General features: G+C 49.8%; 21 protein-coding genes. 17 read left to right on the top strand and 4 right to left on the bottom strand.

Annotation, left to right across the window (positions count from 1 at the left end; all coding sequences use genetic code 11):
- Positions 1-92 precede the first annotated feature (92 nt).
- Entirely contained in the window at positions 93-575 is a 483-nt protein-coding gene (locus ACQY69_RS12885) for an N-acetyltransferase family protein (protein ID WP_428260920.1), read from the top strand.
- A 175-nt stretch (positions 576-750) separates the two neighbouring features.
- Here ACQY69_RS12885 and ACQY69_RS12890 read toward each other — a convergent pair whose 3' ends face one another.
- On the bottom strand, positions 751-990 hold the full coding sequence (locus ACQY69_RS12890) for a helix-turn-helix domain-containing protein (protein ID WP_428260921.1): 240 nt from the start codon (positions 988-990) through the stop codon (positions 751-753).
- 243 nt (positions 991-1,233) lie between these two features.
- Between ACQY69_RS12890 and ACQY69_RS12895 the strand changes: the two genes are divergently transcribed.
- The 5 genes from ACQY69_RS12895 (at position 1,234) to ACQY69_RS12915 (ending at position 7,358) form a co-directional block, all read left to right on the top strand.
- A complete protein-coding gene (locus ACQY69_RS12895) occupies positions 1,234-2,643 on the top strand; it encodes a sigma-54 interaction domain-containing protein (RefSeq protein ID WP_428260923.1) in 1,410 nt (469 codons plus the stop codon).
- 328 nt (positions 2,644-2,971) lie between these two features.
- Positions 2,972-4,357, top strand: coding sequence for a Na+/H+ antiporter NhaC family protein (locus ACQY69_RS12900; RefSeq protein WP_428260924.1), 1,386 nt, complete (start codon positions 2,972-2,974; stop codon positions 4,355-4,357).
- A 99-nt stretch (positions 4,358-4,456) separates the two neighbouring features.
- A complete protein-coding gene (locus tag ACQY69_RS12905; protein ID WP_428260926.1) occupies positions 4,457-4,888 on the top strand; it encodes a hypothetical protein in 432 nt (143 codons plus the stop codon).
- A gap of 44 nt (positions 4,889-4,932) precedes the next feature.
- A complete protein-coding gene (locus ACQY69_RS12910) occupies positions 4,933-6,147 on the top strand; it encodes a CaiB/BaiF CoA transferase family protein (protein WP_428260927.1) in 1,215 nt (404 codons plus the stop codon).
- The gene (locus ACQY69_RS12915) at positions 6,144-7,358 is read left to right on the top strand and encodes a CaiB/BaiF CoA transferase family protein (protein ID WP_428260929.1); all 1,215 of its coding nucleotides are present in this window, start codon (positions 6,144-6,146) and stop codon (positions 7,356-7,358) included. Before ACQY69_RS12910 ends, ACQY69_RS12915 begins: the two co-directional genes overlap by 4 nt.
- Before the next feature lie 213 nt (positions 7,359-7,571).
- Here the strand turns inward: ACQY69_RS12915 and ACQY69_RS12920 are convergent, their stop codons facing one another.
- Entirely contained in the window at positions 7,572-7,973 is a 402-nt protein-coding gene (locus ACQY69_RS12920; RefSeq protein WP_428260931.1) for a hypothetical protein, read from the bottom strand.
- On the bottom strand, positions 7,957-8,172 hold the full coding sequence (locus tag ACQY69_RS12925; protein WP_428261062.1) for a helix-turn-helix transcriptional regulator: 216 nt from the start codon (positions 8,170-8,172) through the stop codon (positions 7,957-7,959). The genes ACQY69_RS12920 and ACQY69_RS12925 overlap by 17 nt, the downstream gene beginning before the upstream one ends.
- Positions 8,173-8,790: 618 nt before the next feature.
- Here ACQY69_RS12925 and ACQY69_RS12930 point away from each other — a divergent pair.
- The 6 genes from ACQY69_RS12930 to ACQY69_RS12955 all read left to right on the top strand — a co-directional run bounded on the left by ACQY69_RS12930 (position 8,791) and on the right by ACQY69_RS12955 (position 15,561).
- Positions 8,791-9,366 (top strand): HDIG domain-containing metalloprotein, encoded by a 576-nt coding sequence (locus ACQY69_RS12930; protein WP_428260932.1) that lies wholly within the window; start codon positions 8,791-8,793, stop codon positions 9,364-9,366.
- Positions 9,367-11,862, top strand: coding sequence for an excinuclease ABC subunit UvrA (locus tag ACQY69_RS12935; protein WP_428260933.1), 2,496 nt, complete (start codon positions 9,367-9,369; stop codon positions 11,860-11,862).
- Between the two features lie 65 nt (positions 11,863-11,927).
- Positions 11,928-13,316 (top strand): AmmeMemoRadiSam system protein A, encoded by a 1,389-nt coding sequence (amrA, locus tag ACQY69_RS12940; RefSeq protein ID WP_428260934.1) that lies wholly within the window; start codon positions 11,928-11,930, stop codon positions 13,314-13,316.
- Positions 13,316-14,221 (top strand): AmmeMemoRadiSam system radical SAM enzyme, encoded by a 906-nt coding sequence (gene amrS, locus ACQY69_RS12945; protein WP_428260936.1) that lies wholly within the window; start codon positions 13,316-13,318, stop codon positions 14,219-14,221. The genes amrA and amrS overlap by 1 nt, the downstream gene beginning before the upstream one ends.
- 51 nt (positions 14,222-14,272) lie before the next feature.
- Positions 14,273-15,013, top strand: coding sequence for a metallophosphoesterase (locus ACQY69_RS12950; RefSeq protein WP_428260937.1), 741 nt, complete (start codon positions 14,273-14,275; stop codon positions 15,011-15,013).
- A complete protein-coding gene (locus ACQY69_RS12955) occupies positions 15,010-15,561 on the top strand; it encodes a GDSL-type esterase/lipase family protein (RefSeq protein ID WP_428260939.1) in 552 nt (183 codons plus the stop codon). The genes ACQY69_RS12950 and ACQY69_RS12955 overlap by 4 nt, the downstream gene beginning before the upstream one ends.
- Here ACQY69_RS12955 and ACQY69_RS12960 read toward each other — a convergent pair.
- Positions 15,558-16,319, bottom strand: a complete 762-nt coding sequence (locus ACQY69_RS12960; RefSeq protein WP_428260941.1) for a 4Fe-4S binding protein — start codon at positions 16,317-16,319, stop codon at positions 15,558-15,560. The two genes, ACQY69_RS12955 and ACQY69_RS12960, sit on opposite strands and share 4 nt — an antisense overlap.
- A gap of 222 nt (positions 16,320-16,541) precedes the next feature.
- Here ACQY69_RS12960 and ACQY69_RS12965 point away from each other — a divergent pair, with 222 nt between their 5' ends.
- The 5 genes from ACQY69_RS12965 (at position 16,542) to ACQY69_RS12985 (ending at position 23,603) form a co-directional block, all read left to right on the top strand.
- Positions 16,542-17,402 carry a class I SAM-dependent methyltransferase gene (locus ACQY69_RS12965; RefSeq protein ID WP_428260942.1) on the top strand — a complete coding sequence of 287 codons (861 nt, stop codon included), beginning with the start codon at positions 16,542-16,544 and terminating at the stop codon, positions 17,400-17,402.
- Positions 17,403-17,499: 97 nt separating this feature from the next.
- Positions 17,500-17,739 (top strand): response regulator, encoded by a 240-nt coding sequence (locus ACQY69_RS12970; RefSeq protein ID WP_428260944.1) that lies wholly within the window; start codon positions 17,500-17,502, stop codon positions 17,737-17,739.
- A 496-nt stretch (positions 17,740-18,235) separates the two neighbouring features.
- Positions 18,236-19,648: a Wadjet anti-phage system protein JetA family protein gene (locus tag ACQY69_RS12975; protein WP_428260946.1), complete on the top strand. Its 1,413-nt coding sequence runs from the start codon at positions 18,236-18,238 to the stop codon at positions 19,646-19,648.
- Complete coding sequence (locus ACQY69_RS12980; RefSeq protein ID WP_428260948.1) at positions 19,645-20,292, top strand: DUF4194 domain-containing protein; 648 nt, start codon at positions 19,645-19,647, stop codon at positions 20,290-20,292. Before ACQY69_RS12975 ends, ACQY69_RS12980 begins: the two co-directional genes overlap by 4 nt.
- A complete protein-coding gene (locus ACQY69_RS12985) occupies positions 20,289-23,603 on the top strand; it encodes an SbcC/MukB-like Walker B domain-containing protein (protein ID WP_428260949.1) in 3,315 nt (1,104 codons plus the stop codon). Before ACQY69_RS12980 ends, ACQY69_RS12985 begins: the two co-directional genes overlap by 4 nt.
- Positions 23,604-23,622: the final 19 nt, after the last annotated feature.

The following is a 23,622-nucleotide window of genomic DNA, read 5'->3' on the forward strand; positions in this document are numbered from 1 at the left end:
ACTGCTGTGTCAGCGAAAGACCACTGACGCAGCAGTTCTTTTTATGTGGTATAATAGACAATCAAATAGAAGAATGGAAAGAGAGAGGATATATGAACGAAGTAAGATTTAAAAGGGCAGACAGACATGATACAGGACTTGTTTTGAACTTTATAAGAGAGCTGGCAAAGTACGAGGAGATGGAGGATGAGGTGATAGCGACTGAGGAGCTGCTGGAGGAATGGCTCTTTGAAAAGAAGATCGCTGAAGTGATATTTCCGTTGGAGGATGGAAAGGAAGTGGGATTTGCGCTGTTTTTCCATAATTTTTCCACATTTTTAGGCCGTGCAGGGATATATCTGGAAGATCTGTATATCATGCCGGAGTATCGTGGGCGGGGATACGGTAAAGCCACGCTTCGCGAGTTGGCGAGAATAGCGGTCGAGCGGCGCTGCGGTCGTCTGGAATGGTGGTGTCTGGACTGGAACAAGCCAAGCATAGATTTTTATCTGGCTCTGGGAGCGGAGCCTATGTCGGAATGGACGACTTACAGATTTGAAGGGGAATCGTTGAAAAAGATGGCCGGGATGAAGTGATAACAAATCCTGTTCGTGTAAAGGCTGTTTTTCCGAAGATAGCAGCGGATATCGCGGATGCATCATAGATGTGTTCGTGATATTTTTTGTGGCGGGAGTCTGATGAAAAATATCACAGATGTGCGCCAGAAAGAAATTATACGATACTGTAGTGGACGGAAAAGGTCGAATGGACTCAATCCATGAGCCCTTCAAAGAATTCACTGATATCGGCGTTGAAAATCTTACAGAGAGCTACAAGCTCGCTCACCTTTATGTTCATCCTGTTGGTCTCTATCTTCGCGTATGTGCTTTTGGAAATTTCTATTTCAAGGAGCTGCAGGTGGGCTACGACCTGGTCCTGCGTCATGTGGGCCCTTTTTCTCAGTTGCTGTATATTGTGCCCGATGTCCATATCGGGTCTGATTTTTTGCATATCTCCAGATCCTCCAGATCTTTTGAAAGAATAAAAGGGATTCTTGATTATATTTGATGTTTCAATTATAATATTTCGTAATAGCGAAATGTTTCGCAATAGCGAAATGCGTGAAGAACGGACAGCTGCCGATGATAATATGATCAGTTTCCGCATTTTTTCAGGAAATGATTCATATAATTGATCGAAACGCTATGGAAAGGGAGGGGCCTTGAAGGGAGCAGATTCGACGGGAGGTATTTGATGAAGGGGATAAAAGAGAAAACGCTGATAGAAGAGCACTACAGGGAACTCCTCAATATAATGGACACGCTGAAGGTGGGTGTGTTTATAACAGATGGACAGGGGAACGTGCTGATGGTCAACAAGGAATCAGAGCGTACCGGGGGTGGGATGAGCCTGGACGAGATCCTGGGAAAGAACATGGAATATCTTCAGAAGGTCGGATATGTGGACGAGTCATCTGTATTGAAGGCTATCGAGAGCGGGGAGGAGTGCCGCATGATACAGAAGCTGGCAGATGGCGGGAGCCTGTACGTTACTGCCGTGCCATACATCAGGGACGGGGATGTAGAGCTGGTGATATGCACGGAGCGTGATGTGACAGAGACGAAGATACTGGAAAACCTGTTGTCAGAGACAAAAACTCTTTCGGAGAGACAGGCAAAGGAGTTGGAATATCTGAGGGCAAACAGCGAGGCCAGGCGTCCCAAGATCATTGCCAAAAGCAACAGTATGAAGCGGATATTGAATACGGTAAGAAGGATAGCACAGCTGGATACGACGGTGCTGATATCGGGGGAGTCAGGCGTAGGCAAGGAAGTGATAGCTAATTACATATTCAATATGAGTAACAGAGACGACAAGCCCTTCGTCAAGATAAATTGTGCTGCTATTCCGGATAACCTGTTGGAGTCGGAGCTGTTCGGATATGAAAAGGGTGCTTTTACGGGGGCTGATACTAAAGGAAAGGCGGGATTGTTCGAGATAGCTAACGAGGGGACACTCTTCCTCGATGAGATAACGGAAATACCGCTGAAGCTGCAAGCCAAATTTCTCAGAGTCCTGCAGGAGCGGGAATTCATGCGGATAGGCGGCAAAGAATCGATAAAGGTCAATGTGCGTATCATCGCAGCTACCAACAGGAATCTTAAAGAGGAAGTGGAGCAGGGAAATTTCAGAGAGGATCTCTACTACAGGCTCAATGTAGTCCCTTTGGAGATACCACCGTTAAGAGATCGAAAGGAAGATATAGAGGCGTTGGCGGCACACTTTGTGGACGAGTTTTCCGAGGAGTACGGTATCTCCAAGGTCATATCGGCTGAAGCGATGACGGAGCTGACTCACGCGTATTGGCATGGGAATATACGTGAACTCCGCAACATGATAGAGCGTCTCGTTGTCAGCTACGATGGAGAATATATCACGGCCAGACAAGTGAAAAATCTGCTGTTTTCGGCCCAGAAGGGGAGGACAAGAGCGGTTGCCGGAGAGAATGTCACCCTCAGTCAGCTGATGGACGAGTATGAGCGGGAAATCCTGATGACATATCTGGAGCAGTATCAGACGGCGGCTGAAGTAGCCAGACAGCTACATGTAGACAAATCTACCATAGGGAGAAAATTAAAAAAATACGATATAATATCTAAATAGTCGATGGAAAGACCGGGTGGTCACAAAGAAGTTGCATGTTCACAACTCTCGAGGTTGCGGACACGCAACTTTTTTCTTTTGCTCAAAAAAGCCTTCAAAAGAGGTAAGTTTTCGGAGTGATGAGCATATATAAAGAACCGGGACGGTGGAAAAAAGAGGTGGAGTTGCAGAATAACTACCCGCGCGGCACAATCATATTTTTTGAAAAATTTATAAAACGTTGAAAAATCAATGATTTCAAAAAAATAGAACAGGTTGGCACGGTTGTTGCGATTAATATAGGCGTGTACACGAAAAAAATCAAGAGAATGAAAGGAGTGAAAACCATATGGACAATTTCGGGATACTGACATTGTTGCCGCCATTGGTGATCATAGTCTTCGCACTGGTCACCAAGAGGACCTTCGAAGCTCTCCTGCTGGGAGCAGTTATCGGATTCTTCATGACGGACACGTGGAATGTAATAGGAGCAACGCTCGATGGATTTATGTCTACATGCGCCGAAAACATATGGATGATACTGGTATTCGGTCTGCTGGGTGGATTTACCTTCCTGCTGCAGCGTTCGAAGGGAGCACTTGGATTTGGTAAGTTCATCAGAAAGTTCGCCAAATCCGAAAAATCCACATTGATACTAGGATGGATACTGGGGATCATCGTATTCATGGATGATTATCTCAACATTTTGACCATTTCGGCATCTCTGAGAGAGACATGTGACAAATATAAGTCTCCAAGAGAAATGCTGGCTTACGTCATAGACTCCACGGGAGCTCCTGTATGTGTGTTGATACCGCTGTCGACATGGGCTGTATTCTACGCCGGAGTAGTAGGTGAGGAAGCAGGCATGGTAAGCTACGGAAGCGGTATGGACATATATATCCAGTCATTGCCGTTTATACTCTACGGTTGGGTCGCAGTTATCGTCGTTCCTCTGGTTATCTTCAGAATAATACCGATGTTCGGACCGATGAAGAAGGCGTATGAGAGAGTCGCCACTACCGGAAGAGTTTACTCTGAGCAGAGCGACAAATACAACAAAGGTATAACGGAATTCGATAAGCTGATGGAATCCGAGAAGATGGATGACGATGGTAAGAAGGGCAACATCTGGTTCTTCCTCGTACCACTGGCAGTGGTCATCTTCCTCTGTATCTACACGGGAGACCTGCTTATAGGTCTGGCATTCGGTATCATCGTGATGCTTATCATGTACCTGCCTACCAAGGCGCTTTCATTCAGCGAATTCTGTGAAGGTTTCGCATCAGGGTTTGCCTCTATGGTACCGATGATGTTCATCACCATGGGAGCACTCACTGTACAGGTATCGATGGACGGAATAGGTCTGCCTGACTTTGTCATCGACGCGGTACTGCCGTTTATGAACGCAAGTCTGTTCCCGGCTATCACCTTCCTGGTTGTAGCGGGACTGTCCTTCATCACAGGAAGCAACTGGGGAATCCCGGCGCTTACGATACCTATCCTCATCCCGCTGGCGCTGGCAGGAGGCGCGAACCCTCTCGTAGTATTCGGCGCCATCGTATCGGGTGGAACATTCGGAAGCCATGCCTGCTTCTATTCTGACGCTACAGTGCTCACTTCGCAGTGCTGCGGTATAGAAAATATGGAGCATGCGCTCACGCAGATACCGTTTGCAGCGGTAGCGGCGGGATTGACGACTATCGGATTCTTAATATGCGGTTTCGCGTTTTAGATCCCAAACAGGTTAAAAACGGAATGGGCCGCGTACTTACAGAGCGTGCGGCTCACATCATTTAAGACATGAATATTTATCAGACAAGGAGGAAAAACAATGGCTAAAATCGAAGCTGAAAAGAGAAGCAGTCTCAGTGAAGTGAAGAAAGGGAGCGACGTTACAGAACTGAAGTTCAGGCTTTCCATCCATGGGGAGGATATGCACTATCCGGGAGAGATGATCTCAGGATGCAAGCTGATGGAAAAGTGCATCGACTGCTGTACTGAGTTGAGCAATATCAGAGACAAGGGAGACGGCGGCCTCTTCGTACATACGGAAGGCAACATCCTCAGACCGGTCCACATGCTGGATGCGGTAGAAATCGTGGTATGGCTCATCAAGCAGGGAAACAGATCGAGAGTCTATGGATACGAGATGTATAAGACATCGGAATACAATCAGGAGACGGATCGCTCCGAGGTATTCGATGAACCTGTACTGACAGTAAAGGGAGACGTTACGTTCGTAATAAACGATCCGGGCAAATAAGCAGACCGGGTAGATAAGCAAATCGAAAGAATGCGGAGGGAGAAATGTCCAGAATATTAGACGGGATCAGGGTCATCGATTTTACCCAGGGCCATACGGGCAGCTACGGGACGATGCTCCTGGCCGATTTCGGAGCGGAAATCATAAAGATAGAAGATCACAAGACCGGAGGCGACGTGATGAGAAGCAGCTTTCCAAAGAACGAGAAGGGAAGCGCTTACCATGCATATATGAACAGGGGGAAGCGCAGCGTATGCGCCGACAGACATTCGCAGAAGGGTCAGGAAATAATAGCAAGGCTCATCGAAACAGCGGATGTGGTCTGCGATTCATTCCCTGCCGGGGAGCTGGAACGCTGTGACCTCGATTACGACAGAATGAAGGAGAGAAACCCACGGATAATATACGCGTCTCAGACGGGGTTCGGCAAGACGGGTCCTATGAACAATACTGCCGGCAATGATCTTACTGCGGAAGCTCTGTGTGGGCTGATGCAGATAACAGGCTATCCCGAGGATAAGCCGACAGCCCATGGCTCACGGATGGCCGACCAGTTCGGAGGAGTTTTCCTGGCTTTTGCCATAATAAGTGCGCTGATGGCCAGAGAGACGACAGGAGAAGGCCAGAAAATAGATATATCTTCTGCCGATTGCATGTTCACCGCGCTCGAAGATAGTGTTGTAGAGGCGGCAATGTCAGGAAAACGATTCGAACGGGAAGGCAACCGCTCCAGGAGTATTGCTCCCTACGATACATTCGAAGTTAAGGACGGCATCGTATCTACAGCGGTGTCCACCAACGGCCAATGGAAGAAATTCTGCGAGGCCATGGATATGGAAGAACTGTTGGACGATCCGAGATACGCCACCAACGAATCGAGAGGCGAGAATTACGATACAAGCCTGAGGAAGATCATTGCCGATAAGTTCAAGGATATGACCAAGTGGGAGATAGAAGCGCTGCTGAGGCCCTATAACATCCCAAGCGGTCCGGGCTACACGGTGCCGGAAGCTTTCGACAGCGAACAGCTCAGTGCCAGGAACATGGTGGTAGAGGTGGAAGATAAAGCACTCGGAACTGTTAAAATGCCAGGATTTCCTATAAAGATATCAGGGGCAGATGATGTGCCGGCGGGATCAGCGCCTCTCCTCGGAGAAGATACGGAAGAGCTGCTGCGTGCTGTCGGTTATGATAGCGGAGAAATAGCGGCTATGGCTGAAGAAGGAATTATAATGTGCGGAGGAGGTGACGGCAAATGAGGCCATTGGAGGGAATAACAGTATTGGATTTCACACAGGCTTACAGCGGACCTTACTGCGCGATGAATCTGGCCGATTACGGCGCCAGGGTCATAAAGGTAGAACGAATAGAGACGGGCGACCAGTCCAGATTCTGGAATCCATATGCGGCCAACGGAAACAGCGGCTATTTCGCGGTATACAACCGTAACAAAGAAGGCATAGCTGTCGATATGAGCGAGCCTGAAGGAAAAGAAGTGATAAAGCGCCTTTATGGGAAGGTAGATGTGGTTCTGGAAAACTTCAAGTTCGGCACATTGGATAAGCTGGGGCTGGGGTATGAGGAAATGAAGAAAGTCAATCCCGATATAATCTTTGCCTCCATAACGGGATTCGGACAGACAGGTCCTCTCAAAACCAATACAGCTTACGATAATGTCATAGAGTGTATGAGCGGTTTCATGGAGATGACGGGTTTTCCGGAATATCCGCCGCTTCGCTCGGGCGCGTCTGTGGCGGACAGCTATACGGGGCTGACGATGGCCTTGGCGATAGTGTTGGCATGTTATGATAAAAAGCGTACCGGTAAAGGCAGGAGAATAGATGTGGCTATGCTGGATACGATGTTCGCTACAATAGAGGATGCTGTGCTGGCTTACGCGCTGACAGGAAAAGAGATCAGCAGGACAGGCAACGCAAAGCCGAGGGAGATCGTACCGTACGATACATATTACTGCGCGGACGACTTCATCGCGGTGGGGATAAATGATGAATCTATGTGGCCTGATTTTTGCGAAGCGATCGAGATGCCGGAGCTGGAAAAGGACCCGAGATACGCGACCAACGATTTGAGATGTGAGAACTTCGAGAGTTTCACGGCATTGATGAGGGACTGCTTCAAGGACAAGGAGTGTGCATGGCTCATGAAGAGGTTTGCCATGTACAACATTCCGGCGACGCCTATCGTAGACCCGGTGGATGCCATGACTCATCCTCAGATGCTGGCCAGAGATATGATAATAGAGATCGAAGACCCAAATGTGGGACGGTTTAAAGCGTTTGGCATACCGGTAAAGTTCAGCGGGACTCCTGGATATGTGAAAAAGCCGTCGCCTCTGCTGGGAGAAAACAGCCGCGATGTCCTGGAAGAAGCAGGATACAGCCAGGAAGAAATAGAGAAGCTTATCACCGATGAAATAATAGGAGCGCCGGAGACTGCTCCGGCGGAATGAGACTGAAAAAGTCTTCCTGATAAACGAATCCGGCCCGTCGGATATTTTCCGACGGGCCGGATTTTTGCAGGCGGCCCTTTCCGGACAGCCTGCACCTCTGTGTTGCTGCAGTCCTCGGGCAAATCGGCGATGTGGAGCTCCTCCGTCATGGATTTCAGGAGCACAGGCAGAGGGAGGGATTTATCATTGCTTTTCATCGGAACTACCTCCTTGCTACATCTTCTTTTCCAGTGCATTGCTTATGATGATGAGGATGACAGGCTGGACAGCCACGATTACGCCTGTGACGATGGCGGAAAATATGTAGTCGAAGGCGATGAATATGACGGTGGCCAGGCCCAGCAGTGTCATAGTCGCCATATTGGCAATATTGCCCGCCTTTTCTCTGATGGCTATGTTGCGCTCATCCATGACGCTGACCCTGTAGTCGTCGTCCCTGGAGAGCATTTTGTTGTGGAAGATATTCATATGGGAAACGGAGAAGATGACAGCCATAAGGACGGCCAGAGCCATGTCCGCTTTTCCTGGCAGGTCGGTCAGAATAATAATGAGTATCAACGCCAGCGAAGCGGCATATCCAAGGTACCATATCATATTTTTACTTCTTCGTTTCATGGTCGTCCTCCTCGTAGATAAAGATGTCTTCTATGGCCATATCGAAATATCTGGCTATCCTGAATGCCAGCAGTATGGAGGGATTGTACCTCCCGTTTTCCAGGGAGCCGATGGTCTGGCGGGAGACCTCCAGCGCGGAAGCCAGCTCCTCCTGATTGATTCCCCGGGTTTTTCTCAGTTCTTCCAAACGATTCTTCATTGTCAAACCTGCCTGATGTGTGTTGCGGCTGCTCTCGATGGAAAGCAACCTTTCCATATGGATATGGTAGCAGCTGAGCAGTGTGATGTCAAGTAAACTTTCCATTTTGTCGAAGGCAGAGTCCTTTTTTGACTCGGATTATACTTTTTTTGCGAAAATGCAGAAAAAAAGTATAACAGATGTGTCGAAGACGGGGAAATGGCCTTGAATATAGGGGGTATTTTGATGTTGAAAGCTGCGGCAGAGGCAGAAAACAGCAGTAAAAATGTCAGTATTTCCAATATTTGGAGGATATTAGCGGGGGCGAGTTATACTTGAAAAACAGATTTTGCAACGAAAGAGTATAACTTTCCATCAAAAAGCGGCATTTTCGGCATGGCAGTAACGAACGATACCCATGGAAGGTATATAGACTTCATATAATGCAGGCGGCCCGGTCATGGGCAGTCTGGAGGCGTATGTCAGGACGTGACAATATGCTGCTGACAGCCGCTGGATGTGCTGCCGATGTACGCCAGCGGCCCTTCGCCGTCAATGCTACTGCCACCCTTGTCTCGCCGCCGCACCCTTTACCGGCGGTGGACAATGTGATAATATCAATAAAAGGAGGTAACTGACATGGAAAAGAAATTATCGAGGGAGGAAGCCTGGGCGCTTCTGACGGAATATAATGAGTCGCCGTCGCTGCTGAATCACGCGTTGACGGTGGAAGCGGTGATGGAGCATTTCGCGCGGATAAACGGTGAGGACGAGGAAGTCTGGGGAGTGACAGGTCTGCTTCACGATCTGGATTATGAGAAATATCCTGAGGAGCACTGTATCAAAGCTGAGGAGATAATGACTCGAAGAGGGATAGATCCGATCTACATCAGGGCCATGAAGTGTCACGGGTACGGAATTTGTACTGATACCGAGCCGGAAAGTCTGATGGAAAAGGTGCTGTATACCATCGACGAGCTGACGGGGCTGATACACGCCGCATGTCTGATGAGGCCGTCAAAGAGCGTGCTGGATATAGAGGTGAAGTCCGTGAAAAAGAAATTCAAGGACAAGCATTTCGCTGCGGGAGTGGACAGGGGCATAATACGCAAGGGCTGCGAGATGCTGGGGATGGAGCTGGACGATGTGATCCGCGAGACCATCGCCGGAATGAGAGAAAAAGCTGAAGAGATAGGTTTGAAGGGGAATCTTTAGATGAAGAGCAGGACAGACCGCAGGATAGAAGTGCGCGGGGCAAGGGTCCATAATCTGAAAAACGTGGATGTCGATATTCCCCTCAACAGGATAGTGGGCATCGCCGGCGTTTCAGGTTCGGGAAAATCATCGTTGGCACTGGGAGTACTCTATGCGGAAGGTTCCAGAAGATACCTGGAATCTCTGTCTACATATACCAGGAGGCGGATGACCCAGGCATCCAGAGCGCAGGTGGATGAGGTGATGTACATCCCGGCGGCGCTGGCGCTTCATCAGAGACCGGCAGTGCCGGGTATACGAAGCACATTCGGCACCGGGACAGAATTGCTCAATAGTCTCAGACTGATGTTTTCCAGATTGGCAAGTCACAGGTGTCCCAATGGACATTATATAGAGCCGACTTTGGATGTGGCAGCAGAGCGGGAACTGACATGTCCCATATGTGGGGAAAATTTTTTCGGGCCGTCAGCGGAGGAACTGGCGTTCAACAGTCAGGGAGCGTGTCCTGAGTGCGAAGGGACCGGCGTGGTATGGGCTGTGGATGAGAAGACACTGGTGCCCGACGAAACGCTGACTATAGACGAGGGAGCCGTAGCGCCGTGGAATTCTCTCATGTGGTCTTTGATGACAGACGTTTGCCGGGAGATGGGTGTTCGCACAGATATCCCATTCAGGGAACTGAGCGACAGGGAGAAGGATATCGTTTATCACGGGCCTGCGGAAAAGAAGCATATCTTTTACAGAGCGAAGAATTCTCAGCAGGCGGGAGAGCTGGATTTTACATATTACAACGCCGTTTACACGGTGGAGAACGCATTGGCCAGGGTCAAAGACGAGAAAGGCATAAGGCGAGTGGAAAAATTCCTCAAGAGGGATATCTGCCCTCAGTGTCATGGTACGCGCCTTTCGGAAAAAGCCAGGGCGCCGAAGCTGCGTGGCCTTTCCCTGGATCAGGTCTGCGCCATGACGCTGAGAGATGTGTCGAGGTGGGTAGAGGGAGTACCGGATTCCCTGCCGGAGGAAATGAGATCCATGGCCGGGAGCATATGCGAGTCTTTCCATGATACGGCGAGGCGGCTGCTGGATCTGGGGCTGGGGTATCTGACCCTGGACAGAGCCGCCTCAAGCCTTTCGACAGGAGAACGACAGCGGATGCAGTTGGCGAGAGCCGTCCGCAACAGGACTACGGGAGTGCTGTATGTGTTGGATGAGCCTTCCATCGGTCTTCATCCTTTCAATATGACAGGACTTGCGGAAGTGATGAACGACCTGATAGATGATGGGAATTCGGTAATACTGGTGGATCACGATATCCAGATACTGTCGAAGGCTGACTGGGTAGTCGAAATGGGACCGGACTCAGGCGCCGATGGGGGTCGCGTGATAGCCGAGGGCAGGCCGGAGGAACTGGGAAAAAACAGCGCTTCTAAAATAGGTCCGTTTTTGTCGGGAGCACGCCATGTGAAAAGAACGTACCGCTGCGATTCGATGAGGGAAGACCTTTTCAGCCAGGGGCGCATCCATCTTTCGATCGACACAATACATACCGTCAAGCCATTGGAAGTGGATTTCCCAAAGGGAAAGCTGTCGGTGGTGACAGGTGTGTCAGGTTCCGGGAAAACAACGCTGATACTGGAAAGTCTTGTCCCGGGGCTGGAATCGGTCATTGATGGAAGGAAGCTGCCGGAGCATGTGAAGAAGGTCGATGCTGAAGGCATTACACAAATAAAGCTTATCGATGCCGTACCTATCGGCATCAACGTTCGTTCCACGGTAGCTACTTACGCTAATGTACACGATGAGCTGCGAAAGATATTCGCTAAGACGGAGGGCGCAAAGAAGGCGGGATATAAAGCAGGTGATTTTTCATATAATACGGGGAAACTGCGTTGCCCTGTCTGCGACGGCACGGGGCAGATAAGTCTGGACGTCCAGTTCCTGCCGGACGTCAGCATCACGTGCCCGGAATGCCGTGGAAGCCGGTATGGAAAGGATGCCGGAAGCATCAGGTGTCGGATGGAAAATGGTGAATACTATTCGCTGCCGGAGCTGATGTCCATGGATGTGAAGACGGCGTTGGATGTGTGCAGCGGATCCAGAAAAGTGAAGCAGCGCCTCCAGGTGCTCTGTGATCTGGGCTTGGGGTATCTGACTTTGGGAGAAGAGACCCCGGGCCTTTCCGGTGGTGAAGCTCAGCGGCTGAAGCTGGCCAGTGAGATGGGAAAAGGGCAGGGCGGATCCGTATTCGTTTTCGATGAGCCTACCATAGGGCTTCATCCTCTTGACGTGGAAGCGTTGATGAATGTGTTTCAATCGCTGATAGACAGCGGCGCCACGGTCATCGTGATAGAACATGACCTGGATGTGATCCGCAGCGCCGATTATATCGTCGATATGGGGCCGGACGGAGGCGAAGAGGGAGGCCGTATCGTTGCTGTTGGAAGGCCGGAGGACATAAGGAAGGCACCGGACAGCAGGACCGGCAGATTCATATAAGGCGCAGGCAAGCGAAGGCAGGTAAGCGAAGGCAGGCCAGCGCACACATTAAAGGAGGGAGAGAGATGTATGTAACGGGAGCGATAATGGTACCTCATCCGCCGCTGATAATACCTGAGGTGGGGCGTGGACAGGAATTGGCGATACAGGCTACTATCGACGCTTACCATAAGGCAGCTGAAAAGCTTAAGTCGTGGGAGCCGGAGACGGTAGTCGTGCTGTCGCCCCATACGGTGATGTATGTCGACTATTTCCACATATCGCCGGGAGCGGGAGCATCGGGTGCTTTCGGGCAGTTCGGCGCACCTCAGGTGAAGCTGGATGTGAGGTATGACACGGAGCTTGTAGAAGCGCTGGCGCAGGAAGCCGGCAGATGCGGGATACCGGCAGGGACCTTGGGTGAACGGGAAAGGAGACTGGATCATGGGACAATGATACCTCTCTGGTTCCTGAACAAGTATTATACCGATTATCGTGTGGTCAGGATAGGGCTGTCGGGGCTGGCCTTTTCCACTCACTATGAACTGGGACAGTGCATCCGGAAAGCCGCAGATTCGTGCGGCCGCCGCATCGCAGTCATTGGAAGTGGGGATCTGTCCCATAGGTTGAAAGAAGACGGCCCTTACGGGTTCCGGAAAGAAGGCCCGGAATATGACAGACGTATCATGGACGTTATGGGCCGCGGGGATTTTGGGAAGCTGTTGGAGTTTGCGGAAGGTTTCTGTGAAAAGGCTGCTGAGTGCGGTCACAGATCCTTCGTCATCATGGCGGGAGCACTTGACTGTCTGGAGGTAAAGGCGGAGCCGCTTTCATATGAAGGGACATTTGGCGTCGGGTACGGCGTCTGCACTTATGAAGTCATGGGCGAAGGGGTAGATCGTGATTTCCTCAGTCAGTATGAGGAAAGGATGATGCGGGACGCTGAGAAATCACGCGAAGAAGAGGACGCATATGTGGCTCTCGCCCGCCGCTCGGTAGAAACGTATGTGAAGACGGGCAGGAAGATGGATATTCCGACGGGACTGCCCGACGAGATGTATGAAAGGAGGGCGGGAGCCTTCGTATCTCTCAAGGAAGAAGGAAGACTCAGGGGTTGTATCGGCACTATCGCTCCGGTGCGCCCTTCGCTGGCGGAGGAAATAATAGAAAATGCTGTAAGCGCAGCGGCCAGGGATCCGAGATTCCCAGAAGTGAAGGCAGGAGAGCTGGGAAAACTTGTATACAGCGTGGATGTGCTTGGAGAACCTGAGGAAATATCATCGCCGGAGCAGCTGGATGTGAAACGTTATGGAGTCATCGTTACCCAGGATCACCGGCGGGGCCTGCTGCTGCCTGACCTGGAAGGGGTCGATACCGTGGAGCAGCAGATCTTTATCGCGAAGATGAAAGCCGGAATAGATGAAGAAGCGACAGATGTTAGGCTGGAGCGATTTGAGGTGGTGAGGCATTTCTGATGGAAGGGAAATATGGCGCTGCTGACGTAAAGGAAAGCGGTTGTTCAGTCGGCGACCGATCCGGCAGGCGAGGGAGGGGTTACGAAGTATGCCCTGTCTGCCCCCATCACTGCCTTCTGAAAGAAGGTCAATACGGGAGGTGCGGAGCCAGAAAGAATGAGGACGGCCGGATAATCTGCGCCAATTACGGTATGATCACATCGCTGGCTCTCGATCCCATGGAAAAAAAGCCGCTGTCCCGATTTTTTCCCGGGAGCATGGTGCTGTCCACAGGGAGCTTCGGCTGCAACCTGTCCTGTTCCTTCTGCCAGAATCACGAGATTTCCATGGCGGGAGCGGGACAGGTGGGTTGCAGTGAGATATCTGCCCGGGAGCTGGCCGAGTTGGCAAAAAGGTATGAGAGCAACGGTAATATAGGCGTGGCCTTTACCTACAACGAGCCGCTGGTGGGATACGAGTTCGTTCGCGATGTTGCACGACTGGTGCATGGATATGGTATGAAGAGCGTGATGGTGACCAATGGTTTTGCGGAGCTATGGGTGCTGGATGAGCTGCTTCCTCATATGGACGCCATGAACATCGATTTGAAAGGATTTACTGAGGAATGGTATGAAAAGCTGGGCGGCAGGCTTGATACGGTGAAGTCTTTTATCAAGGGAGCGGCGGCAGGCTGTCACGTGGAGCTGACTACGCTGATAGTCCCCGGAGAGAACGATTCACAGCAGGAGATGGAGGAAGAGGCGCGCTGGATCGCATCTATAGATGAGGAGATACCTCTCCACATCACAAGATTCTTTCCGCGATACGAGATGAGGGACAGAAAGGCGACAGATGTGGGGAAGATATACGGATTGAAGGCGGTGGCGGAGAAGTATTTGAAGTACGTGTACGCGGGAAACTGCTGAGGGGTGAAGCCCGCAGCCCGCGGTGTATGCATGTGAAGGAGATGATTTGGCATGGCATTGTATGCGCTGGGAGACCTGCACCTGGGATTTCAGCGGGGCAGGTCAATGGATGCATTTGGCAAGGTGTGGAAAAATCACGAGAAGAAGATCGAAAAATACGTGAATAGGACAGTGGGCCCTGACGACACGCTGGTCCTCACCGGAGACCATTCCTGGGGGAGGAAGCTGGATGAAAGCCGGGAAGACCTGGCCTTCATCGAATCGCTGCCCGGCCGGAAGATACTGCTCCGGGGGAACCATGACATGTTCTGGGATGTGAGCAAGACGGAGCGTCTCAATCAGGAATTTGCCGGAAGACTGTTTTTTCTTCAGAATAACTTCGCCGTCTATGAGGACTACGCTCTGGTGGGGACAAAGGGATATACCTTTGAAGGACCGTTTTATCTGGATCTTCAGGGAAATGTCATCGGCTGGGACGCGGAGCGGGAGCAGCACGCGGAGAAGCTGGTGGCACGGGAAACGGAGCGTCTGAGAACATCCTTCGAAATGGCCCGGCAGGCCGGATACAGGAAGTTCGTCATGTTTCTCCACTACCCGCCCACAAATATCCTGGAAGAGACCTCGCCTTTCACGGAGATGGCCCGGGAGTACGGGGTTTCCGCCGTGATCTATTCCCACTGCCACGGGGAAAGCCGGTTCGGCGACAGTATCAGGGGAGTTTGCGACGGCATCAGGTATATGCTGGTGTCGGGAGATTATCTGGGCTTTCGTCCGGAGTTGGTGATAGAATGAGAGTAATTTGTTTCGGAGATTCCAATACATATGGGTACGACCCGCGAGGATGGCTCGGCGGCCGCTACGATGAGGAAAACCGCTGGGTCGATATCCTCGCCCAAAAGACGGGATGGAAAATCGTCAACAGGGGTCAGAACGGAAGGGAGATACCGGGCGCGCCAGTTCCAATACATGGCGATGTCGATTTGTTCATCGTCATGCTTGGGACCAACGATCTGCTGCAGGGTCATCGCCCGGAAGCCGTGTCGAAAAAGATGGAGCTGTTCCTTCTGAGGCTGGAGCTGATTCGGGAAAAGATCCTGCTGGTGGCGCCGCCGCCAATGAAGCCGGGGGAATGGGTGCCGACTCAGGAACTGGCAGACGATTCCGTCGCGCTGGCCGGGTGCTACAGGATGCTGAGCCAGCGCCTCGGAGTGCAGTTTGTCGATGCCGGCCAGTGGGAGATCCCACTGGCCTATGACGGCGTACATTTTACCGAAGAAGGTCACAGAGCTTTTGCGGAAGGTCTTTACCAATACCTGAGAAAATCATATGAGCTGCGCTAGAGATATAGCTGATACTCTTTTCTGTCGGAAGTTGCTTTGCTGAGCATCGTGCTGAGAGCTGCCAGCATCTCCCGGTCTACGTCGCGGGCGGAAACGGGACAGACGGCAATGCATCGCATGCAGGAAATACAGGTCTGGTCTTTCACATTGACAGGGTCGTTTTTATCGATGGCCTGAACCGGACATTTCTCCGCGCACAGGCCGCATTTCGTACATTTGCTGTCCGGCACAGGCACCAGCTTCATCAGCTTCAGTTCTTTGTAAGGCCGGCTTCCGGGCAGCGACGGTTCAGACGAAGAACCGGCAGACAGCTTTTCGAGTATCTTTCTGGAAAAGTCTCTTAATTGCAGCTGGTCGGCGGTATCCGGTCGTCCTGCTGCGAATTGCCGGGCGATGGAATGCTCGGCTACAGCGGCGACAGCAGCGATTGCGTGAAATCCCGCATCGGCTGCCACGTCCCGCAGTTCGACCAGTGTGTCTTCATAGGCACGGTTGCCATAGACGCAGAGGAGGATCGCTTTCGCTCCGTTTCCATCGATGGCGGAGAGACGTCGGACAGCAGTCACAGGCACACGGCCGCCGTAGGATGGGACTGCAATGACAGCGATATCATCAGCTGTAAGGCGGACTGCGGAAAAATCGGCGCGGCTGTCTGTCAGGTCTACGATATGACTCTCTGATGCCAGCCCCTTTGTCAGCGTATCGGTGACTTTTTTCGTTCCACCGGTCGGGCTGAAACAGATCTTATAACATTTCATCTATAATACACCTCCTGTTCCTCGGAGATGAAAGTATATCACCCGGGAAGTGTGAAGTCAAGGAATGGAGGGAAGTTGCTGCACTTGACAAGTTAGGCATTGCTAACTATAATGATCTTATCGAGGCTCCGGTTTTTTAGTGGCGAATGTGAGAAGAAAAGCTGATCCCCAACAGCGGATGCGAAAGTGGGATTGGTGTTCCGGGAGGAAAACTATTGTCGGATGAAGGAGAAAGAAGGTGGGATCATGTCCGTCGAAAGAATACAAACACAGGAAAGGAAACAAATTCAGAAAGCGATACGTCTGGGAAACCACGGGGAAGATTACGGAAGCTGGATGTCAAATCCGGTGTTTTATATGGCGGGCGGGGCGGCGGTTTTTGCGGCATTGCTGGCGGTGCTGTCGTTCGCCGTGCTTTCCATCACTGCTATCGGTATCCTGTTTGTGGTCATCATAGTGGGACTGCTGGCCATTATTGGCTGGCTCGCGTGGATCCGACGGCAGTATGATTTTAATGGAGGCAGGATCATGGAGCGGGTGCATCAGACCATCCTGTCTCATATGGAGTATGACGGTAAAGGGATATTGCTGGATGTGGGCTGCGGTTCAGGGGCGTTATCAATCCGCGCAGCGCTGACGTGGCCGGAAACGACGGTCGTCGGTATCGACTACTGGGCCGCTGTCTATAACTACAGCCAGCCTCTCTGTGAGAGAAACGCCGCCAGCGAAGGCGTGGGAGATCGTTGTACTTTTCGGTATGGCGATGCCAATAAGCTGGATTTTCCGGATGGATATTTTGACGCTGTTGTGAGCAATTATGTTTATCACAATATCACCGGAGCTGACAGACAGGATTTGCTGATGGAAACGCTGAGGGTGCTGAAAAAGGGCGGTACCTTCGCCCTCAACGATGAAATGAAGCCGCGGATGTATGGGGATATGGAGGCCTTCGCACAGAAGCTGCGGGACATGGGGTATGAGGATGTGCATCTGATAGATACAGCTGAAGAAGCCTTTGGCTCCCACCGACGGGCGGCGATGATGCTGCTGGGTGAATCGCGGATGTTGGTGGGAAGGAAATAGCATAGCCGCGGCATGGGGCCGGATAAAAAACATGTATTCCGTCCGGGCTTTCTGCTATAATCAAAGGGATCGAAATATCTCTTGCGGAGGATGTGCTGTGTTTACGATTCTTGTTTTGGAAGACGATGTGGAATTGAATGAAACGATGACCTACGGGTTGGAAAAAGAGGGGTATCGCGTCATTTCAGTGCATTCCCGGGAAGAAGCGGAGAAGGCGGCGGAAAACAGCCCGCTGGCTCTGGCGATACTCGACGTCAATCTGCCTGATGGAGACGGATTTCAGTTCTGTGGATGGCTGAAGGCAAAAAACAAGTCCCGGTCCTGTTCGTCTCGGTAAGGGATCTGGAAGAAGACGTTTTGCATGGGTATGAGCTTGGCGCTGACGATTACGTGACCAAGCCTTTTTCATGATAGTGTAAAATAATTGTGGAGTTTTCAGAGAAATAAAAGAAGAGACCGACTCCAAAGTGATAAAATATGTTTGACCAAAAATAAAATCATCACGAAAGGAAAAGGTCTCTATAAAAACAATTATACAACACATTGCAAAAAAACTCATTCACAAAATATTGGAGAGAGCATATTCCGGAGGCATAACGGATATCGATGCCCTGTCCAGTGATGTCCTCGGGGATTGCAAGGAAGCAGCGAGAGGAATCGTGGAGGCTATCACCGCCAGGCTCAATAAGCAGATACGAGATGACAAAGAGCGAAGAAAGGCGGAAGGGCGTGCAGTTTGTCTCTGTATTTTTCTCATGCCATATGTTATGATGAAATTAATGAGATTCATACGCTCTGTCTTTCAGAAGGAGTTAAAGAAGGTGAATGTATAGATGTCTTTTTTTGAAACGATCAACGAGAAATTTTTCAATCCTTTCTGTTGCAAGAACAGAGCCCTGTATTTTGAGTGTATCAGCCAGTTGATAGAAAAGTCGAAGGAAATATCCGTTCTTTATGAAACAGATGCCAGAAATACGTTGATACTATATCTTCAAAATTGCGCATACTCCATAGAAACGGAAAACATCGGAGAGGAGATTGCCGGCGGAAAGACTTCTCAGGAAAACGCGTCTACGATCCTGCGCTATTTTCGTGCATGCGGATGGATCACTCCTCAGGAAATCGGACGCAGCGGTGATAACATCGCGTCCGTATCGGCGCATTGCCGCAAGCTGATAGACGCTATTCATAAGATCTTTGACAGGGATGTGAACGGTGCTATTACGAATCATATCTTTTCCATGTATGAAATATTGAAATTTTCTTTAAGCAAGGACAACGCCCGGTCGATACGCCCCTATCATAATATCCTTGTTCCGCTGGTAGAAAATGAGTGCGATTTGAAAAACGAACTTCTGATTCTGAAAGACAGCATTCAAGAGATCATGCGAGCAGTCATGAAGATGGCAGACGCCAACAGTTTCGGACAATTTCTGATGAAGGACGAACTTCTGAACCGCTTTTTCAACGATTACTTCTTTATCAAAAAAAGCGGCTTGATACCGTCATACATTTCGGAAATCGACAGAATGATGGGAAAACTGCGCCGTTCGGAACTTTACGATCGTATGCTGCAGGAATATATGAGAATAGAGAATACGGACAAAATACACGCAAGGGAGAAGATAGACCGACTGTTCAACGAGTTGGACAGCTTCATCAATCTTGAATACCAGCAGGAAATGTCATATATCGACCGGAAAATCAACAATTACTATAATCTGTATTCCACCAGGATGATGATGGTGCTCAGCGAAAATACCAACCTGGAGCACGAATTGAATCGGATACTGCTGTTCTTAAAAAATCTCAACGAGGATAATCGGGCAGAAGCGATCTCAAAGCTTTCGGAAGCGCACCGGCTTATGAGTATAAGATATATCGGAAGGAAGTCTTTTGAACGGCGTAAAAAGAGAAATCCCAACGAAAATAATGTAGGCCTTGTTTTAGAAGAACTGTCGACAGAAGAAAAGCAGCGTCTGACGGACGAACTTCTGTTGGAGACACCCGATCGGTACAGCATGGATAATGTAGAGAAGCATTTTGACGAGATTATGAAAGGAAGGGAGAGAATTTCCGTAGAAGAGTGTGGAGTACATACCCGTGACGATGCGACGATGATTGCAGCCAGCATGATATATTCGGGTACGACAGGCTTTCCTTACGAAGTAGAATTCCGAGACGGCATGGTGGAGACTGAGGCCGCGAGGATAAGCGATATCAATATTAAGAGGAAGAAATTATGAGTGATATAAATTTACAGATAACGGTAAAAGAGGAAAGTAACCATCTGTTTAAACGTTGTATACGGAAGCTGTTGGAGTCTACTTTTATTTTGAGGGACAAGGACGACAAGCTGTATCAGTTTGTCTCCAGAGAATCCAACCGGCATGATATTTCCGATTATCTGCGGATGATTGGATTTGATGTGATACTGGAGGAAAAAACGGGAGTGTGCATGCTGGTTGCCAGTGAAGAGGATGTGGATACGGTAGGTTTGAAGAGGGCCAATGTAGTGACGTTTTCTACGTTGCAATATCATCTTTTGCTGGTGTGCTGGGAAGTTTATCTGGAGAATATCGGATACAGCGAAGGAAATTTTGTAACAAAGGGAGATCTCATAGATAAGATCAGATCCTATGATGTCCAGTTGACGCGTACGGAGCTTAACGCGGCGTTCCGTCTGTTTAAAAAATACAGTCTGATCAATTTCAACGACGATGAAGGAGGCGAGGACATGATGATACAGCTCTATCCCTCGTTGCAATTCGGTTGGGATCTTCCGCAGTTTCAGACTGTAGCGCGAGAATACCTGAAAGATGAAACGGAAAATATCGCTGAGACGGAAGATGAGATCGTCCCGGAGGAATTTGAGGAGGAAGAAGAATGATCCTGCTAAGAAAAGTGCGGCTGATCAACTGGTACGGGTTTTCCAATGCGACGGCTCCCATCGGTTTCTTCACGCTGATTGCCGGAAAGAATGGAAATGGGAAATCCGTCATGCTTGATGCTATCAAGTATGCGGCGTATGGGGATACGGTATTCAACAAGTCGTCGGAAAGCAAAGGAAGCCGTACGTTGTCATCCTATACGAGAGGCCTTCTTGATGCCACGGCCGGGACATATATGCGTCCGGCTGACCGGGTGCCTAATGTATACAGCCATATCGTACTGGAATACTTTGACGATGCGGAGAACAAATCTTTCCTGCTCGGCACGGTGATCGAAACCAGTGCGGCCAACAATTGTCAGACATATCGATATGTGATGGACCGTACGGTCATGGAGCAGGTAGAGCATACATATGAAGAAAATGGCGTTATCATGCCGTGCAGCGCTTCCTTCCTTCAGAAAAAATACAGGCTGAAGCTGCTGAACAGAGAGCAGGGTCTTCCTAAATTCCTGCAGATGACAGGGTTGAAACTGAATCTGAGACAGCTTCCCACATACCTGCGTAAACTTCGGGGAATCATGTCCTATGATCCTAACGCCCGAATAGATCGGTTTATCAGGGAGAGCGTCCTGGAGGAACGAAATGTGGATTTCGGAAAGCTGATAGAGGCAAAGGAGAACATCGAAAAGCTGAGGGAGAGTTTTGAATTCATTCAGCAGGAGATAGGAGAGCTGGATGAGATAATCGGGGAGTACGATTCCTGTGAACGTGAGAATAACCGACTGTTGGCCGATGATATACGTATCGTCTACAAAAAGAAGAAAGAACTGAAACGTGAGATCGAACGCCAGAACGGTGAACGAGAAGCGGCCCGGAGAAGAAAGGAAGACCTGGAGAAAGAACTGGATATTCTCGAACGCAGGCAGAAAGAAATCGACAGTCAGCTGGTGCAGGTGAGAGTCGGTTTGGAGCAGCTGGACAGCACCAGGATGATCGCAGAAGAAAGTCGGAGAGCAGAGGAGTTGCAAGCGGAACAGAAGACGTTGATGGAATCGTGCAAAAAACTGGAACATTTTCAGACGGTGGTCGAGGAGCTGATGGATGAGTTTTCTGAGGAAGAAAAGCTTCCGGAAGATCATAAAGTACTGATGTCTCTGTGCAGTCATGGTTATACGGCTGCGGAAAAGGCGGCGGCAGTGACCGGGCTCAAACGGAAAACAGATGGATATTATGACGGTTTGATCATGAAAATCGCAGAGATCAAGAGAACGCTGGATCAATTGGAACGAAGTCTGGACGTGCAGCACCGTATCATAGAAGATTGCAAGAAACATCGCAATACATTTGCTCGTATCCCCGAGTATGTGGGACTCCGCAACGAGATCAACCGGGAATTTGAAAAGAGAGGTATAAAGGCAAAAGCGCGTTTTGCCTGCGAATACGTGATCGGCCTGAAAGATGAAAAATGGCGAGACGCTATCGAAGCGTTCCTGGGGCCGCGCAGGTACACGATATTGGTAGAGCCCCGGTATTATGATATTGCGGACGATGTGCTGAATCGTTCGAAGCATCGATACGCTCATCTGTTCAACACAAAGCTGTTGATGAAGAAAAAGATACGTGTGGAAAAAGATTCGGCAGTTTTAAAGCTGGAAATCAAAAATCCGATAGCACAGCAGTATTTCGACTATCAGCTGGGAAGGATTCACGCTGTAGAGTTGAGTGCTGTAAAAGAGTATGAAAATGCCATCTCAGCGGAAGGCCGTGTGTCTATAGCCATGGACAGCTATTTCCTGCGCTTTGACAGGATACATTCTTATTATTTGGGGCAGAAGACCTTTGAACTCAATCGGATACGGGCTGAAAAGGAAATTGCAAGACTGAATGAGGATAAAAAAGTCGGATTGGCGGAAAAAGGGGAGTTGGAAGACCGCAAGAGCCGTATAAGGCAGTACCAGGAAATGTTCCGGGAGTACGACTATGACGCTCACCGGAAGTACCAGATGGTTTCGGAAGATGTCAGGGCATCAAAAGCTCAGCTTATGCGCCTGAAAAAAGCCCAGGAGGACAATCAGAAATATCTGGAATTGAATGAACTGGACGGACGACTTTCAGACGAGCAGGAAGCAATTCGGGCTGAATATAATGCAAAGCTTCGGGAAAAGAGCGGGCAGGATGCCGTAATACAGAGGAGTCAGGATAAGATCGAGGAGAAGACTGCGGCTCTGGAAGAGCAGGAGGAGAGATTCGGACAGTATAAAATTCAACATTACGCAATCGTGAGACAGACGGTAGAGGCGTATGAAAAGTATCTGGAGAATGGAAGGAAGGGACCGGGCGGTCTCCTGGCGGAAGAGACCAGAAGACGTATAACAAGAAGTATAGAACAGCATAAAGGAATGCTGATGCAGAAGCAGGCGGATTATAACGCAAAACATGCCGGGAACATGTTGCCGAGAGGAATGGAAGGACGAGAACAGTATGCAGGACGAAGGGAGCGCATCTGGATGGACAACCTGCAGGAGATCCGTCAGAAGCTGGCGGAACAGACTCGCAGATACGAGGATATATTTAAGAACGAATTCGTGTTGACCATACTCAAGTCCTGCGAACGTGCCAAAGAAGATCTGAGACAGATCAATGGAGAATTGGATAAATTGGATTTTGCGGCAAAGTATCAGTTTGATGTCAATTATGTGAAGGACGGATCGGAATATGCAAAGGTGATAGAATATGCCCGCTATCTGGATGAGCGGGAGCAGTTGGGAGGTAGCGGTGAAGGTCAGATGATCTTTGATACCATGGCTGTTGTATCAAACGAGGAAGGTGAGAAGCTGGAAGCAGAGATGAAGAGGATAATCAACCGTATCATCGAAAAGAACAGTGAGGAGGCGATCGCCCGCTTTGCCGATTATCGGAACTATATGAATTACGAGATATTGATGAGCAATCAGGTACTGACTCGGGCAAAGCTGTCTCGTCAGACCGGATACAACTCCGGTGCGGAAGTACAGATTCCGTATCTGTTGATTCTGTCTTCGGCTCTTTTGATGATCTACAATCAGCGCGTCAATTCTACCCGGCTGGTATTTATCGATGAACCATTTGCCAAGATGGATCCGGGGAATGTGAAATTGATGCTCAAATTCATGCGGGAACAGAGACTTCAGGTGATCTTCTGCTCTCCGGACAAGACAGAATCCATCGGGAACGAGTGCGAAGTGATTCTGCCTGTACTGCGCGTGCATGCAGACAGCATGCAGCTTGGGATCGTACAATTTCACGAAGAGAACGTGAGCAGCTTGTAAATAGGCAAATGAGGCGGAT

Origin of the sequence: Gallibacter sp. Marseille-QA0791 (assembly GCF_965119705.1) — a bacterium.
In the GTDB taxonomy this organism is placed as follows: Bacteria; Bacillota; Clostridia; order Peptostreptococcales; family Anaerovoracaceae; genus Lentihominibacter; species Lentihominibacter excrementipullorum.

What these genes read in the sequence shown, in the direction of transcription:
- ACQY69_RS12985 (WP_428260949.1), top strand. Translation starts at nt 20,289, where the DNA reads ATGATCCTGCTAAGAAAAGTGCGGCTGATCAACTGGTACGGGTTTTCC.
- ACQY69_RS12905 (WP_428260926.1), top strand. Translation starts at nt 4,457, where the DNA reads ATGGCTAAAATCGAAGCTGAAAAGAGAAGCAGTCTCAGTGAAGTGAAG.
- ACQY69_RS12895 (WP_428260923.1), top strand. Translation starts at nt 1,234, where the DNA reads ATGAAGGGGATAAAAGAGAAAACGCTGATAGAAGAGCACTACAGGGAA.
- ACQY69_RS12975 (WP_428260946.1), top strand. Translation starts at nt 18,236, where the DNA reads ATGTCTTTTTTTGAAACGATCAACGAGAAATTTTTCAATCCTTTCTGT.
- ACQY69_RS12885 (WP_428260920.1), top strand. Translation starts at nt 93, where the DNA reads ATGAACGAAGTAAGATTTAAAAGGGCAGACAGACATGATACAGGACTT.
- ACQY69_RS12920 (WP_428260931.1), bottom strand. Translation starts at nt 7,973, where the DNA reads ATGAAACGAAGAAGTAAAAATATGATATGGTACCTTGGATATGCCGCT.
- ACQY69_RS12925 (WP_428261062.1), bottom strand. Translation starts at nt 8,172, where the DNA reads ATGAAGAATCGTTTGGAAGAACTGAGAAAAACCCGGGGAATCAATCAG.
- ACQY69_RS12950 (WP_428260937.1), top strand. Translation starts at nt 14,273, where the DNA reads ATGGCATTGTATGCGCTGGGAGACCTGCACCTGGGATTTCAGCGGGGC.
- ACQY69_RS12930 (WP_428260932.1), top strand. Translation starts at nt 8,791, where the DNA reads ATGGAAAAGAAATTATCGAGGGAGGAAGCCTGGGCGCTTCTGACGGAA.
- ACQY69_RS12960 (WP_428260941.1), bottom strand. Translation starts at nt 16,319, where the DNA reads ATGAAATGTTATAAGATCTGTTTCAGCCCGACCGGTGGAACGAAAAAA.
- ACQY69_RS12965 (WP_428260942.1), top strand. Translation starts at nt 16,542, where the DNA reads ATGAAGGAGAAAGAAGGTGGGATCATGTCCGTCGAAAGAATACAAACA.
- ACQY69_RS12980 (WP_428260948.1), top strand. Translation starts at nt 19,645, where the DNA reads ATGAGTGATATAAATTTACAGATAACGGTAAAAGAGGAAAGTAACCAT.
- ACQY69_RS12890 (WP_428260921.1), bottom strand. Translation starts at nt 990, where the DNA reads ATGCAAAAAATCAGACCCGATATGGACATCGGGCACAATATACAGCAA.
- ACQY69_RS12910 (WP_428260927.1), top strand. Translation starts at nt 4,933, where the DNA reads ATGTCCAGAATATTAGACGGGATCAGGGTCATCGATTTTACCCAGGGC.
- amrA (WP_428260934.1), top strand. Translation starts at nt 11,928, where the DNA reads ATGTATGTAACGGGAGCGATAATGGTACCTCATCCGCCGCTGATAATA.
- amrS (WP_428260936.1), top strand. Translation starts at nt 13,316, where the DNA reads ATGGAAGGGAAATATGGCGCTGCTGACGTAAAGGAAAGCGGTTGTTCA.
- ACQY69_RS12955 (WP_428260939.1), top strand. Translation starts at nt 15,010, where the DNA reads ATGAGAGTAATTTGTTTCGGAGATTCCAATACATATGGGTACGACCCG.
- ACQY69_RS12935 (WP_428260933.1), top strand. Translation starts at nt 9,367, where the DNA reads ATGAAGAGCAGGACAGACCGCAGGATAGAAGTGCGCGGGGCAAGGGTC.
- ACQY69_RS12900 (WP_428260924.1), top strand. Translation starts at nt 2,972, where the DNA reads ATGGACAATTTCGGGATACTGACATTGTTGCCGCCATTGGTGATCATA.
- ACQY69_RS12915 (WP_428260929.1), top strand. Translation starts at nt 6,144, where the DNA reads ATGAGGCCATTGGAGGGAATAACAGTATTGGATTTCACACAGGCTTAC.